Here is a 14,410-nt window from a genome sequence, read left to right on the forward strand (position 1 = left end):
ACTGAAAGGATGGCGACATGGCCGAGAACGAGCAAGCGCTGAACGATGTCGTCGAACGCTCGGCCGCCATCCTCACCTCGGCCGGCTTCCCCAAGATGCCGGCCCGCGTGGTGATGGCCCTCACCGTCGAGGAGAGCGGCGGCCTCACCGCCGTCGAGCTGAGCGAACAGCTCGGCGTGAGCGCGGCCGCCATCTCGGGTGCTGTGCGCTACCTCCAGCAGATCGGCATCGTCCGTCGCGTTGCGCAGACCGGCAGTCGCCGCGACCGCTACGAGCTCCCCGAAGACCCCTGGTACGCCGCCCTTGCCAGCAAGAACGAGATCTACGAGGTGCTGGCCGCCCAGGCGGATGCGGGGGCGGCCAGCATCACCGACCCCACCTCCATCGCGCGCGCACGCCTGCTGGAGATGGCTGATTTCTACCGCTTCTTCGGCCGCCGCGTGCCCGAACTCCTCGAAGAGTGGGAACAGCTGCGCTCCGACCAGGCCGACTGACCCCCCCCAACTCCCCCCTCCCTCCATGCGAGCTGGGAAGTCTTCGTAACCTCTCAGCTTGTGGGAGGATGGCTCAACTCAGACGCCAGAGCAGTTCTCGACGGCCGCTGCAGAGTCGCAGTGGGAGGGTCGCCGGAGGTCGCTCGGCGTTCCGGCGTTCTTAAAGGAGAGAACATGACGACGACATCGGCGCCCGCGACCGCTTCGGGGGCACGGCTGAAGCGGAATCTCGGGTTGTGGGCGATCGTGGGCCTCGGGCTCGGCTACATGACGCCGACCGTCGTCTTCGACACGTTCGGGATGGTGTCGCGGGACACGAACAATGTCGTTCCTTCCGCATATCTGGTTGCCCTCATCGTGATGATGTTCACGGCGGTGAGCTACGGCAAGATGGCCGGTGCCATCCCGAGCGCGGGGTCGGCTTACACCTATGTGCGTGAGTCCGTGCATCCGAATGTCGGGTTCATGGTGGGCTGGACCTCCCTGATCGACTACGTGCTGCTGCCGATGGTGAACTGCCTCATCATCCGCAGCTACCTGGGGGCGCTGTTCCCCGAGGTTCCCGGCTGGATCTGGGTGGTCATCTATTGCGCGGTCGTCACCACCGTCATCTACCTGACGATGCGCGGCACCTCGAACATCAACATGATCCTCCTCGTGTTCTCGATCGTCGTGATGGCCGTGTTCGTGGTCATGGTCATCGCCCAGCTGATGCGCGGCGAGGGTCAGGGCACCGTCGCCTCCGTGCAGCCGTTCTTCCACGATGCGGTCACCCTCGGCGCGGTTCTCACAGGTGCGACGATCGTCTGTTTCTCGTTCATCGGGTTCGACGCGGTCACGATGTACGCCGAGGAAGCGAAGAGCCCCAAGATCATGCCGAAGGCGATCCTCTACACCGTCATCATCGGCGGCGCGATCTTCCTCATCACCGCCTACTTCACCCAGCTTCGGTTCCCGTCATCGAGCGCGTTCCCTCAGGAGGCGATCGAAGACAGCACCCTCCCCGAGATCGGCTTACAGGTCGGCGGCCCCACGCTCCAGGCCGTGCTCACGGCGGCCGGGTTCGCGGCGACACTCGCCTCCGGTCTGGCGTCGCACGCGTCGGTGTCCCGGATGCTGCTGGTGATGGGCCGCAACAACGTGCTGCCCCGTAGGTTCTTCGGCCACATCAACGCGAAGACGCACACGCCGACGTTCAACATCGTGCTCGTCGGACTGATCAGCCTGCTGGCGGCGGCGTTCACCCTGGAGATGATCGCGGCGTTCATCAACTTCGGCGCTCTGATCGCGTTCACCTTCGTGAACGTGTCGGTGATCGCCTGGTTCGCCATCCGCAAGGGCCGCCGTCACACGGTGAAGGACATCTTCACGTTCATCGTCCTGCCGGGGATCGGCATGCTGCTGACCGGGGTGCTGTGGGCGAATCTGCACGTAGACGCATTGATCGGCGGCAGCATCTGGATGGGCATCGGCCTGATCTACCTGCTCGTGCTCACCAGGGGCTTCCGCCGCAAGGTCGCCGCCTTCGACGAGAACCAGCCTGTCACCGGCTTCAGCAAGGCCATCAAAACCGACGAGAAGTAGGGGAACGGCGAGCCGGGCGGGCCGGGGGACAGGCATGTGACAGGCTGGCCCCGGCCCCACGAACGGCGGGGCAGCACCACCAGGGGGCCCCTCATGCGTTTCGTGTCGGTCGGTCAGAAGACGATCGTCGTGGGGGTGCTCCTCGGCGTGAACCTCCTCCTGATGCTTCTGCTGAACGCGTTCGGCTGGGAGCCGGGGTCGATCGTCCTCTCGCTCCTGCAACTGGCCGGCTGGTATCTGGCCTCGCGGATGTTCCGGGGCGCCGGCGAGGATGTCGCGCGGGCAAGGCCGTGGTGGCGGATGACGGCGAAGCCCCTGCTGAGCGGAGTGCTCGGCGCCGGCTACGCGCTGCTGGCCGCCGTGAACCTGGTCTTCTCCCTGCTCGGCTACGGCAGCGCATCCGGAACAGTGTCGGTGCTCGTGCAGGCGGCGCTCGCAACGCTGTTCCTGAACTCGTACCGGCGGTTGCGGCGCGGCGACGGCACCCACGACGCGCGGCCGCGCCAGGCGGCTGCGGCCGGGCCCTCGGCCCGAAGGGTGTCCAACCCGTAGGCTGGCAGGATGACTGACTCCGCCACCACCTCCGGCATCGAAACCGCTGAACTCGATCCTTCCGTGCGGCCGCAGGACGACCTGTTCCGGCACGTCAACGGCACGTGGATCGCCCGCACCGAGATCCCCGCAGACAAGGCCCGCTGGGGCTCGTTCATGATCCTCGCGGAGGAGGCGGAGGCGGCCGTCCGCGACATCATCCAGTCGGCCCAGGATGCGCCGGAGGGCACCGAGGAGCGCAAGTTCGGTGACCTCTTCGCCAGCTTCGTGGACGAGGAGCACATCGAGCAGCTCGGTGCGGCGCCGATCGAGAGCCAGCTGGCCCTCGCGAGCGACGTCGACAGCATCCCGAGCCTGCTGAGCACGATCGGCACGCTGGAGCGGCACGGCCTCGCCGGTTTCTACCAGCTGTTCGTCGACAACGACCCGGGCGACCCCGAGCGCTACCTGGTGTTCGCCGAGCAGGCCGGCATCTCGCTGCCCGACGAGTCGTATTTCCGCGAGGAGACGTTCGCGCCGGTGCGCGAAGCGTTCGTGGCGCACATCCAGCGGATGTTCGAGCTGGCCGGCCTCGACGATGCCCCGCAGCGCGCTCAGCGCGTGTTCGATCTGGAGACGGCCATCGCGAGCCATCACTGGGACAACGTGAAGTCGCGCGACTCCGAGAAGACGTACAACCTGTTCACCTGGGCGGAGGCGGCCGAACTGTTCCAGGGCGCCGCCGGCGACGGCGCCGACCTCACTGTGTGGGAGCAGGCCCTCGGCGCTCCCGAGGGCGCGCTGGCCGAGCTCGTGCTGCGTCAGCCGTCGTTCACCGCCGGGCTTGCGAGCCTGCTCACGGCCGAGCGCCTGGAGAGTTGGAAGGACTGGCTCGCCTGGCAGATCATCCACGGTGCCGCGCCCTACCTGAGCGGCGACTTCGTGGAGGCGAATTTCGACTTCTACGGTCGCACCCTCACCGGCACTCCGCAGATGCGCGCACGCTGGAAGCGCGGGGTCTCCCTCGTCGAGGGTGCGATGGGTGAGGCCGTCGGCCGAATCTACGTCGAGAAGCATTTCCCGCCGACCGCGAAGCAGAGCATGGATGTGCTGGTCGGCAACCTGATCGAGGCTTACCGTCAGAGCATTCGCACCCTTGAATGGATGGGGGAGGACACCCGCAACCGCGCCGAGGACAAGCTGGAGAAGTTCACGCCCAAGATCGGCTTCCCGGTGAAATGGCGCGACTATTCCGCCCTCGAGATCGACCCGACCGACCTGCTCGGCAATGTGCGCGCCACCAGCACCTTCGAGTTCAACCGCGAGCTGGGCAAGATCGGCAGACCGCTGGACCGCGACGAGTGGTTCATGACGCCGCAGACCATCAACGCCTACTACAACCCCGGGTTCAACGAGATCGTGTTCCCGGCGGCCATCCTGCAGTTCCCGTTCTTCGACGCCGCACGGGATGACGCGGCCAACTATGGTGCGATCGGCGCGGTCATCGGCCACGAGATCGGCCACGGGTTCGACGACCAGGGGTCCAAGTATGACGGCGACGGCCGCCTGCAGGACTGGTGGACGGAGGCCGACCGCACGGCGTTCGAGAAGCGCACCAGCAGCCTGATCGAGCAGTACAACGCGCTCGCTCCGGCCCAGGTGCCCGACCACCATGTCAACGGCGCGCTCACGATCGGCGAGAACATCGGCGACCTGGGCGGTCTCGGCATCGCCTGGAAGGCCTACCGCATTTCGCTCGGGGGCCAGGAGCCGCCGGTGGTCGACGGTCTCACCGGTGCGCAGCGGTTCTTCCTGTCGTGGGCGCAGGCCTGGCAGCAGAAGGGCCGGGATGAGGAAGTCATCCGGCTCCTCGCCATCGACCCGCACTCCCCGAACGAGTTCCGCTGCAACCAGATCGTGCGCAACATCGACGCCTTCTACGACACCTTCGGGGTCATCGAGGGCGACGGTCTGTGGCTCGCGCCCGAGGAACGCGTCACCATCTGGTGATTCGGTCTTCTTCCGCGGAGGGCGGGGCGCAGGTCCCCCTTCCGCGGGGTAATATCGAGCGTATTGTGCCTTCGGTCGTGCCGCCCGAACGCATGCGGACCAGGGGGACCGCGCCGAACGCACCACCATCGGACGAAGGACTTACCCCCGCCGTGACGATCCAGACGCAGGAACCCGAGCGCCGCAGCCGGCACAGTGCCGCGCGGCGCAGCCGCCACCGAGGTGCCGACACGACCGGCAATTTCAGTCGTGGTTTCGCCGCGCTCGGTCAGCTGGCACTGAACGGCGTGCAGGTTTCGGCTCGTGCCACCGATCTGGCGACGGGCGCCGTCCTCTTCTCGGTCGACGATCATGTGGTGATGCCGACCGCGAGCATCGGCAAGGTGCTGCTGCTGGTCGAGGTGGCGGCCCGGTTGCAGACCGGTGAGCTGAGCCCGTTGACGTTGCTCGACCGTTCGCCGGCCGATGCGGTGGGCGATTCCGGTATTTGGCAGCATCTGCAGGCGCCGTCGCTTCCGGTCGCCGATCTTGCCGCGTTGGTGGGTGCCACCAGCGACAACCTCGCCACCAATGTGTTGTTGCGCCGGGTGGGTTTGGATGCGGTGAGTGCGCGTACGGAGGCGCTCGGCCTGACCCGCACCGCCTTGCTCGATCTGGTGCGTGATCATCGCGGCCCGGATGACGCACCGCAATTGTCGGTCGGCAGCGCCAACGAGCTCACCTGGTTGTTTTCGGCTTTGGCTCGTGGTGAGATCGTGGACCCGCCGACCAGTCAGCGTGTCATCTCGTGGCTGTCGTTGAACAGCGACTTCTCTCTGGTGTCGAGCGCGTTCGGTTTGGACCCGCATTCGCATCGCGCGGCCGAGCACGGCATCCTGCTCGTGAACAAGACGGGCACGGATGCGGGCGTCCGCAGCGAGGTCGGCGTGCTGCGCGGTCCCCGCTCCGGTGTCACCTACGCCGTCTCAACCTACTTCGACGACTCCGCCCTGTCTGCCCGTCTCGCCGTCATCGACGGGATGCGCACCCTCGGCCTCGACCTCCTCGAGCACGTCTTCTGACCCTCCCTCCTCTTTTGGCCTCTCGCCGTCGGGCTCTGCCGTCGTTGGGCGACGGCATCAGAAGGCCCGGGCGAGGGCGGCGTCTGCACCGGCGAAGGCGGAGGCCGCCACCGCCGGGGCGGCTGCGACGCTGCGCAGCGCGTCGAAGACGAGTTGGGCTCGGCGGCTCTGCTGCGCTGAGCCGCCCTGCAGGGTGGAGGCGACGGTCGCTGACCCGATCGTGCCATCGGCCGGTGCGGTGAGCGCGGGCGTGAAGAGCACGGAGGGCGCAGACGCGGTCAGGCGCGCGGCGAGCTCGCGCAGCAGCGAACCGTCCACGACGAGCTGGGAGTCGTTCATTCGAGAAAGAATCCGGGCGAGCTCAGCGGCCGAGGCGCGCGGCGAGCTGGGCATCGACATCGCCGAGGGCTTGCGCGGCCGTGCGCAGGAACCGGGCGAGGTCGTCGAGGCCGCCGATGGTGTTCTGGGCGCCGGTGGTGAAGCGGGTGTACGCGTCGGAGAAAGCGCCCGAAGACTTGTCGGTCGTGAACCCGGCGGTCACGAGGGCGGAGATCTGGGATTGGAGCCTCGACAGGGTTGAGTTGATCTCGTCGCGACCGGCGACGAGACGGTCGGCGTTGCCGTTCAGTTCCTGGAACGAGACGTTGATGTTCGACATGGTTTCCCCCGATGAAATGCGAAATGTGTCATCGACGATACCGAAGGGACAGAGTGCGGGGAACCCTTCGGCGGGCCAATGAAGGCATTTGCGCAGATTCGTTCGAGCCGCCCGATAGGGTCATCGCATGGCCAAACGAACCCGCAAGCGGTGGTATCAGAGCGTCGTCACCGTGGCCCTGATGGCACTGTCACTGGCGGTCGTGACGGTGCTCATCGTCGGGCTGGTCAATCCGTGGCCGAGTGCGCTGCTCATCCGGGCACTGTTCGAGCAGGGTGCGCGCGAAACGGTCGCCGAGATGCAGCCGTACGTGCCGAAGAGCGGGATCGAGGCGCGTCGGAACATCGCGTACGGCGATGCCGGCTCGGACACCTCGCTCGACGTCTTCGCCCCCACCGGAACGGCGAAACCGCTCGCAACCGTCGTCTGGATCCACGGCGGGGCATGGATCTCGGGTGACAAGGACAATGTCGACCCGTACCTCCAGATGATCGCGTCGCACGGGTACACGACCGTCGGGCTCAACTACACGGTCGCGCCCGAGGCGACGTACCCGACTGCCCTGAAGCAGCTCAACCAGGCGCTGGCCTTCCTGGTGGCGCACGCGGACGAGTACGGCATCGATCCGACCCGCATCGTTCTCGCCGGCGACTCCGCAGGGGCGCAGTACGCGTCGCAGATCGCCGTGCTGGCGACGAACCCGGACTACGCCCGCCAGGTCGGGGTCGAGCCGGGGGTGAGCAAAGACCAGCTTCGCGCCGTCATCCTCAACTGCGGCATCTACGATGTGCGGGGCATCCCGGATGCGCCCGGCATCGGCGGCTGGGGCTTCCGCATCGCACTGTGGTCGTATCTCGGCGAGAAGAACTGGTCGACGAGCGCGGGAGGCAAAGCGATGTCCACGATCGAATACGTGACGAAGGACTTCCCGACCACCTGGATCTCCGGCGGGAACGCCGATCCGCTCACCCCGGTTCAGTCGAAGCCGATGGCGACCAAGCTGCAGGGTCTCGGAGTCGATGTGACCACGGTGTTCTACCCCGAGGATGAGAAGCCCGGCCTCCCGCACGAATACCAGTTCCACTTCAAAGATGCGGCCGCCCGCTCGGCGCTCGCCTCGACAGTGGCGTTCCTCGACCGCGTCACCGCCTCGTGAACCGCGCTCGACTCGGATGGGCGTCGGCAGCGATAATCCGTCTGTGACCTCTGGCCCTTGTCCTCCGCTCCCACCGAGCGGCTGGTATCCCGACCCGCAGCCCGTACCGCAGTACCGGTGGTGGAACGGCTTCGCGTGGACGCCGTACGTTTCTCCGCCGCGCGAGGTCTGGGCCCCGCAGAGCGGGCCGGGCGGGCTCGCCGTGGGCGCCGCATCCGAGAGGGGAGTGGCGTGGCAGGGTTCCTCTTCCGCTGTCGTCGCACCGCGCAGACGCACGTGGCTGGGACGTTTCGGCGGGTTCATCATCGTCGGCGCGTGTGCCGGCATCTGGGTCTGGCTGATCGGCCTGAGCGTCATTCTCGCCGCGCTCACCCCGCCCGGGCACGACGAGGGGCCGTCGACGCTCTCGCCGTACTTCCTGGTCACCGGCAGCGTGACCGTCGCCGCCGCGATCCTGTACACGATGGCGTACCGGCTGAGACCAGAGGACGGGCTCAGCGCATCCCGCCTGCTCATCATCGCTCTCGTCGGCGGCACCGGCGCCACTCTGCTGGCGCTGCCCCTGAACTCGCTCATCGACATCGCCGGCGGGGGCACCGCGACGAAACCGAGCGCCCTCGCCCTGGGGCTGGCCGGTGTGGTCGAGGAGTTCGCGAAGATCCTGTTCGTGGTGCTGCTCTCGCTGCATCTGCCGGTGAAGAACGCGCGGACGGGTCTGTTCGTCGGTGGAGCCGTCGGGTTCGGGTTCAGCGTCGTCGAGAACCTCGGCTACCTGCAGCAGGCCTTCGCCCTGGGAGCGGAGAACGGCAACGCGTTCGGCAGTTTTCTCGGCACGATGATCGTGCGGGAGCTGACGGGGCCCTTCCTGCATCCCCTTTTCACCGCACTCCTGGCGGCGGCGGTGTTCGGTGCGGCCCGTAACGGACGGTTCCGTCTCACGATCGGCGTCGTCGGCACCTATCTCGCGGTCGCGGCGGCACACGGGCTGTTCAACAGCCTGGCCGGTCTCACCTCGCTCATCCCGGGCCTCGGGCGGCTGGATGGGCTCGTCTCGTTCGCGTTCAGCGTGCTGCTGCTGCTGGCCGGAGGGTTCGTCTGGCTGTTCGTGGCGCGCGCGGCCAAACGGTCGGCGTTCGCGGTCAGCGGCCTGTGATGCGCTCGGCCAGGAAGGCGTCTTCGGCCGGGTATTCGAACCAGGTGTCCGCCTGGTCGGCGAGGGCGGGGAACAGCCGCTGCCAGCTCCCGCCGTGCCGGTCGGCCGCGTCGACTGCGCGCACCATCCAGTCGATTGCTGCCGCAGCCGCATCCGCGTAGCCCACCGGCTGGTGATAGCCGAGTTCGACCGTCGCGGCGGCCATGCTGAGCAGCAGGGGATGCGCGACCGTCCACGGCGTCGACCCCACCGACCCGATCGGCGGGCCCGGGAACGCGACGATCTCCACCTCGCGGTCCAGCGCGGTGAACACCGTGCGGGCGATCTCGGCGACGCTCAGAGCGTCGTCGTCGACGGCGTTGAGCACACGCCGTCCCGGCTTGTCGGCGCAGAGCGCGACGAGCTCGGCCAGGTTCACCGTGGCCGAAGTACTGAAGCGGTTGGAGCCGTCATCGGAGAGCACCACACGTTCGCGGCGATCGAGCGCCCGTTTGATGAAGAACCACTCACGCAGCCTCGGGCTGAACGGGCCGTGGACGGCGCCGGGGCGCAGGATGCTCACCGGGAGGTCGTCGACCGCGAGAAGCCGACGCTCCATCGCGGCCTTCAACGGTGAGTAGGTCTTCTCGGCGTTGTCGACGACCGGGTCGGTCTCACGCAATGGCAGCGGGAAGTCGGGGAAGTCTTCGGGGCCGGTGACGATGTCGAGGTATCCACCGTCGGCGCCGGTGTAGACCGACCCGGTCGAGACGACCACCAGCGAACCGACATCGCCCGCGAGCCGAGCCAATTGGTCGGCGTGCCGCGGCTCGTAGGCCACGGTGTCCAGCACGAGGTCGTGGCCGCGGGCGTGCGCGAGCAGCGATTCGGTGTCGTCGCGGTCGAGGCGGATGGTCGTGACGTCGAGGTCGGCGAGTGCCGCATCCCCGGCATGCTCACCGCGGTGGGCGATCAGAACCGACCAGCCATCGTGGGCGAGGCGCCGGGCAGCGGCCACGCCGATCTGCCCCGTGCCGCCGATGATCAGTGCCGTGCGCGTGGTGTCCGCCTGCATGGCACCAACCTACGCCGGCTCGGCGGGGGTCAGACCTCTTTGAGGTGGCGGCTCAGGTAGGCGTCCAGCTGGTCGAGCGGGATGCGCTCCTGCTTCATCGTGTCGCGGTCGCGCACCGTCACGGCATTGTCTTCGAGCGAGTCGAAGTCGACCGTGACGCAGAACGGCGTGCCGATCTCGTCTTGCCGACGGTAGCGTCGGCCGATCGCACCCGAGTCATCGAAGTCGACGTTGCGGCGCTTGCGCAGCGAGTCGGCGAGCGAGCGGGCGAGCGGCGAGAGCGCCTCGTTGCGGGAGAGGGGGAGCACGGCCACCTTGACCGGCGCCAGTCGCGGGTCGAGTCGCAGCACTGTGCGCTTGTCGGTGCCGCCCTTCGCGTTCGGCACCTCCTCCTCGTGGTACGAGTCGACGAGGAACGCCATCAGGGCGCGGGTCAGGCCGAACGACGGCTCGATCACGTATGGGGTGAACCGCTCGTTCTTGTTCTGGTCGAAGAAGCTCAGGTCTTTGCCGGACGCCTCAGCGTGAACGCGCAGGTCGTAGTCGGTGCGGTTGGCCACACCCATCAGCTCGCCCCACGGGTTGCCCGTGAACTCGAACTTGTACTCGATGTCGACGGTGCGCTTGGAGTAGTGGGCGAGCTTGTCTTTGGGGTGCTCGAACCAGCGGATGTTCTCCGGGGTCATCCCGAGGTCGACGAACCAGTCCCAGCAGAGGTCCATCCAGGTCTGCTGCCACTCGTCGTCGGTTCCCGGCTCGACGAAGAACTCGATCTCCATCTGCTCGAACTCGCGGGTGCGGAAGATGAAGTTTCCCGGCGTGATCTCATTGCGGAACGCCTTGCCGATCTGGCCGATGCCGAAGGGCGGCTTCTTGCGGGAGGTCTGCAGCACGCTCGCGAAGTCGGTGAAGATGCCCTGCGCCGTCTCGGGGCGCAGGTAGTGCAGTCCGGACTCGTCGTCGACGACGCCGAGGAAGGTCTTGAGCAGCCCGGAGAACTGGCGCACCTCGGTCCACTGGCCGACCTTGTCGGGATGCTCAGGGTCCGGGATGTCGGCGAGACCGTTCTCCGGCGGGTGACCGTGCTTCTCCTCATACGCCTCGAACAGGTGGTCGGCACGGTAGCGCTTGTGGGTGATGAGGGATTCGGTCAGTGGGTCGCTGAACACTTTGACGTGCCCGGAGGCCTCCCACACGGCGGTCGGGAGGATGATGGCCGAGTCGAGCCCGACCATGTCGCCGCGCCCGCGCACGAAAGCGTTCCACCACTCACGTTTGATGTTCTCTTTGAGTTCGACACCGAGAGGGCCGTAGTCCCAGGCCGATCGCGTTCCGCCGTAGATGTCGCCGGAGGGGAAGACGAACCCGCGGTGCTGTGCCAGCGTGATTACCGAATCGAGTTTCGACTGCTCAGCCAATTGCTGCTCCCTGTATTGCCGTTGTCCCAGTGCCTCGGGCGCACGGCCCGCCCTCCCAATGTTACTGAGGTTGTCGGGCCCCCGATTCCCGCGGGTCGACCGGCTCCGGGTGCATCCCGGGCTCAGCGCGCGCGGTACTCGTCATCGAGGATGCCGTAGACGGCGGTGTCGCCCCATTCCCCTTTGAAGATCTCGTTCTGGCGCAGGTGGGCCTCCTTGCGCATCCCGAGACGCTCGCAGAGGCGGGAGGAGGCTTCGTTGCGCGGGTCGAGCTGGGCGAAGACGCGGTGCGCGCCCACAATGTCGAAGCAGATCTTCAGCACGGCTTCGGCAGCCTCGGTGGCGTAGCCGCGGCCGTGGACGGCGGGGTGGAAGACCCAGCCGATCTCCACCTGGCCGAACTGGGCGTTCTTGAGGAAGATGCTCATATCGCCGACGACCCGCCCGTGCCCGCCGGCCGGGTCGGGGAGTTCGACGGCGTAGATGAGGCCGTCGCCGTCTTTCGACAGCTGCCTCATCGCGATGCGCTTCTTGAGGTGCTCCGCGGATTCCTCGTGGTCGTGCACCTCCCAGTAGAGGTAGCGCACGACGTCTTTGAGCTTCTGGTACTCGTGCACATCGTCGAGGTCACCGGCGTTGAGGGGGCGCAGCAGCAGACGCTCCGTCGCCACCTCCTGTGCACCGTAGGGGAGCCCGGTGGCTCCGTGCGGGGCGTCGTTCGCTTCGTTGCTCACGGTCTTCCTCGGGTCGGTGGTCAGGATGCGGCGGTTTCGTCGGTGATCGCGCGCAGACGGCGGGAGGTGGCGGGTGCGTCGGCGATGTCGAGACCGAAGAGCGTGTTGGCGGCGTCGACGACGGCCTGGGCGTCGCCTTCCCGAGCGAGCCGGCGCGCGCGCACCGAGGGGGTGTGGAGCAGCACGCCGGCGAGGTGGCGCAGGGCCGCCTCGGTCTGCTCGCTGTCGTCGCGGCCACGGGAGCGCTCGATCTCGGCGTCGAGGATGTCGAAGACGTGCGTGCGCAGGGCCACGAGAGCGTCGGTCACCGACTGCTCCGCCGACTGTGCGGCGAACTCTGCGGCCGCGGCGCCCACGATGAGGCGGGCGTCTTCGGTGGCGTTGAGCTCCTCGAGCGGGGCGTGGCGGCTGATCGTCTCGAGGTCGAGCAGCTCGGCGCCGTGCAGTTCGGCAACGGCGGGGTCGACGTTGCGTGGCAGCCCGAGGTCGATCACCAGGCGGCGCTCGAGGGCTCCCGGCCGGTTCATCGCCTCGGCGAGCTGGGCACGGCTGAGGATGGGGTCGGTGGCGGCGCTGCAGGTGACCACCAGGTCGCATTCGGCGAGCACCGCGATCAGGTCGGCGCCGTCGATCGGCTCGATGTCGTGGGAACGGGCGAACTTGGCGGCGCGGCCGGAGGGGGAGAACACCCGCACATCGCTCACGCCGCGGTCGCGCAGGGCGGCGAGGCTGGCACCGGCGTATGCGCCGGTGCCGACGAGCAGCACGCGGGTGGCCGCCCAGTCGGTCACGCGGCTCTCGGCGAGGTCGAGGCCGAGTCGCACCATCGAGCGGCCTGCCGTCGTGATGCCGGTGCGGTTCTTCACCCCGCGCGAGGTTCGCGACGCGCCCTGGAAGAGTCGTTCGAGGTCGCTTGTGACAGTCCCGGTGGCACGGGCCGTCTCCAACGCGCGGCGCACCTGCCCGGCGATCTCGCCCTCGCCGACGACGACGGATTCGAGACCGCTCGACACCGAGAAGAGGTGCTCGGCGACGCCGTGGTCGCAGATCACTTCGCTCGAGGCCCGCAACTCGTCCGCGTCGATGCCGGATGCGGCGCTCACAGCCTCGATGACGGTCTCGGCCGAGACGGCGCGTGCCGCGGTGAGCGGCTCGTCCACATCCAGGTAGGCCTCGAAACGGTTGCAGGTGGCGAGCACCACGGATCCGCTGATGACTTCGGTATGCTCCGCGAGTGCAGCTTTCACGGCCGGAGCGTGACGCTCGAGCCGTTCGAGAAGGTCGAAGTCCGCAGTGCGGTGACTCGACGAGAAGCACAGAAGCACGATGAGGAGCCTACGCTTGCCGTCGCCGAACCTCGAATCGGCGGCAGGTGTTCTGCGGCGCTCAGCTTTCCTTCCCGGTGCTTTGACAGAATCAGGGGGTGAACATCCTCGACCCGTCGCACCCGCTGAGTGCGGGACGCACCGCATCCGCTCGCCTCGTCCGTGCCTATCAGGGCGTGCGGCAGGAGGTGGCACCGGTCTGGTTCATGCGCCAGGCGGGCAGGTCCCTTCCGGAGTATCGCGAGCTGCGGGTGGGAACACGCATGCTGGACGCCTGCCTCGACCCCGCGCTCGCCAGCGAGATCACCCTGCAGCCGGTGCGCCGTCACGGCGTGGACGCGGGCATCTTCTTCAGCGACATCGTGATACCGCTGCGTCTGGCCGGTGTGGACGTCGACATCGTTCCCGGCAAAGGCCCGGTGCTCGGCAGCCCGGTGCGCACCGCCGACGATGTGGCGCGGCTCACCGAGACCGACCCCGCCTCGCTCGATGCGTCTGCTTTCGCCCCCATCGTCGAGGCTGTCGCCCTCACGATCGCCGAGCTGGGTGAAACCCCCTTGATCGGTTTCGCGGGCGCGCCGTTCACCCTCGCCGCCTACCTCGTGGAGGGCGGCCCGTCGAAGGATCACATTCGCGCCCGCACCCTGATGCACGCCGATCCCGCCGCCTGGGCGAAGCTCATGGCGTGGACGGCCGACGTCACGGGCGCGTTCCTGCGGGCGCAGATCCTCGCCGGCGCGAGCGCGGCCCAGTTGTTCGACTCGTGGGCGGGCGCCCTGTCGCTCGGCGACTACACCGAGCATGTCGCCCCCGCCTCCACCCGCGCCCTCTCGCATGTTCGCGACCTCACCTACGACGTGCCCGTCGACGACGGAATGAGCGAGACGCGCAATGTGCCGATCGTGCACTTCGGGGTGGGCACAGGCGAGCTGCTCAAGGCGATGCACGAGGTGGGTGCCGACGTCGTCGGCATCGACTACCGCATCCCTCTCGACGAAGCGAGTCGGCGGCTGGGGCATGTGGTTCCGCTGCAGGGCAATATCGACCCGGCGATGCTCGACGCGCCGTGGCCGGTGCTGGAGGCCCACGTCGCCGATGTTCTCGCCCGCGGCGCTGATGCTCCCGCCCATGTGGTGAACCTGGGGCACGGTGTTCCGCCCGAGACCGATCCGGCCGTGCTCACCCGGCTCGTCGAATTCATCCACTCGCGGTGACCGACGTGCCGGAGAACA

14 protein-coding genes are annotated in these 14,410 nt (G+C 67.7%); 8 read left to right on the top strand and 6 right to left on the bottom strand.

What is annotated here, in order from left to right:
- The first annotated feature begins 17 nt into the window (after positions 1-17).
- From K5L49_RS12865 to K5L49_RS12885, 5 genes are all read left to right on the top strand, one after another.
- Positions 18-494: a GbsR/MarR family transcriptional regulator gene (locus tag K5L49_RS12865; RefSeq protein WP_223693300.1), complete on the top strand. Its 477-nt coding sequence runs from the start codon at positions 18-20 to the stop codon at positions 492-494.
- 174 nt (positions 495-668) lie between these two features.
- Complete coding sequence (locus tag K5L49_RS12870) at positions 669-2,078, top strand: APC family permease (protein ID WP_223693302.1); 1,410 nt, start codon at positions 669-671, stop codon at positions 2,076-2,078.
- Between the two features lie 93 nt (positions 2,079-2,171).
- Positions 2,172-2,630: a hypothetical protein gene (locus tag K5L49_RS12875; RefSeq protein ID WP_223693303.1), complete on the top strand. Its 459-nt coding sequence runs from the start codon at positions 2,172-2,174 to the stop codon at positions 2,628-2,630.
- 9 nt (positions 2,631-2,639) lie between these two features.
- Complete coding sequence (locus K5L49_RS12880; RefSeq protein ID WP_223693305.1) at positions 2,640-4,619, top strand: M13 family metallopeptidase; 1,980 nt, start codon at positions 2,640-2,642, stop codon at positions 4,617-4,619.
- A gap of 152 nt (positions 4,620-4,771) precedes the next feature.
- Positions 4,772-5,680, top strand: a complete 909-nt coding sequence (locus K5L49_RS12885) for a serine hydrolase (RefSeq protein WP_223693307.1) — start codon at positions 4,772-4,774, stop codon at positions 5,678-5,680.
- Between the two features lie 57 nt (positions 5,681-5,737).
- Here the strand turns inward: K5L49_RS12885 and K5L49_RS12890 are convergent, their stop codons facing one another.
- Both K5L49_RS12890 and K5L49_RS12895 read right to left on the bottom strand, forming a co-directional pair.
- Positions 5,738-6,019 (bottom strand): hypothetical protein, encoded by a 282-nt coding sequence (locus K5L49_RS12890; protein WP_223693309.1) that lies wholly within the window; start codon positions 6,017-6,019, stop codon positions 5,738-5,740.
- Positions 6,020-6,041: 22 nt separating this feature from the next.
- A complete protein-coding gene (locus K5L49_RS12895; protein ID WP_223693311.1) occupies positions 6,042-6,338 on the bottom strand; it encodes a WXG100 family type VII secretion target in 297 nt (98 codons plus the stop codon).
- Between the two features lie 127 nt (positions 6,339-6,465).
- On the opposite strand from K5L49_RS12895, the gene K5L49_RS12900 reads away from it, so the two are divergent.
- A complete protein-coding gene (locus tag K5L49_RS12900; RefSeq protein WP_223693313.1) occupies positions 6,466-7,494 on the top strand; it encodes an alpha/beta hydrolase in 1,029 nt (342 codons plus the stop codon).
- Positions 7,495-7,537: 43 nt separating this feature from the next.
- On the top strand, positions 7,538-8,647 hold the full coding sequence (locus K5L49_RS12905) for a PrsW family glutamic-type intramembrane protease (protein ID WP_223693314.1): 1,110 nt from the start codon (positions 7,538-7,540) through the stop codon (positions 8,645-8,647).
- On the opposite strand, the gene K5L49_RS12910 is transcribed toward K5L49_RS12905, so the two are convergent.
- The 4 genes from K5L49_RS12910 to K5L49_RS12925 all read right to left on the bottom strand — a co-directional run bounded on the left by K5L49_RS12910 (position 8,634) and on the right by K5L49_RS12925 (position 13,178).
- Complete coding sequence (locus K5L49_RS12910) at positions 8,634-9,701, bottom strand: NAD-dependent epimerase/dehydratase family protein (protein ID WP_223693316.1); 1,068 nt, start codon at positions 9,699-9,701, stop codon at positions 8,634-8,636. The two genes, K5L49_RS12905 and K5L49_RS12910, sit on opposite strands and share 14 nt — an antisense overlap.
- A gap of 29 nt (positions 9,702-9,730) precedes the next feature.
- Positions 9,731-11,119, bottom strand: a complete 1,389-nt coding sequence (locus K5L49_RS12915) for a glycine--tRNA ligase (RefSeq protein ID WP_223693317.1) — start codon at positions 11,117-11,119, stop codon at positions 9,731-9,733.
- 122 nt (positions 11,120-11,241) lie between these two features.
- Positions 11,242-11,853, bottom strand: coding sequence for a GNAT family N-acetyltransferase (locus K5L49_RS12920; protein WP_223693319.1), 612 nt, complete (start codon positions 11,851-11,853; stop codon positions 11,242-11,244).
- 20 nt (positions 11,854-11,873) lie between these two features.
- A complete protein-coding gene (locus K5L49_RS12925; RefSeq protein WP_308116548.1) occupies positions 11,874-13,178 on the bottom strand; it encodes a glutamyl-tRNA reductase in 1,305 nt (434 codons plus the stop codon).
- Between the two features lie 104 nt (positions 13,179-13,282).
- Here K5L49_RS12925 and hemE point away from each other — a divergent pair, with 104 nt between their 5' ends.
- Positions 13,283-14,392, top strand: a complete 1,110-nt coding sequence (hemE, locus tag K5L49_RS12930; protein ID WP_374107708.1) for a uroporphyrinogen decarboxylase — start codon at positions 13,283-13,285, stop codon at positions 14,390-14,392.
- Positions 14,393-14,410: the final 18 nt, after the last annotated feature.

Source organism: Leifsonia poae (assembly GCF_020009625.1).
Taxonomy (GTDB): Bacteria; Actinomycetota; Actinomycetes; order Actinomycetales; family Microbacteriaceae; genus Leifsonia; species Leifsonia poae_A.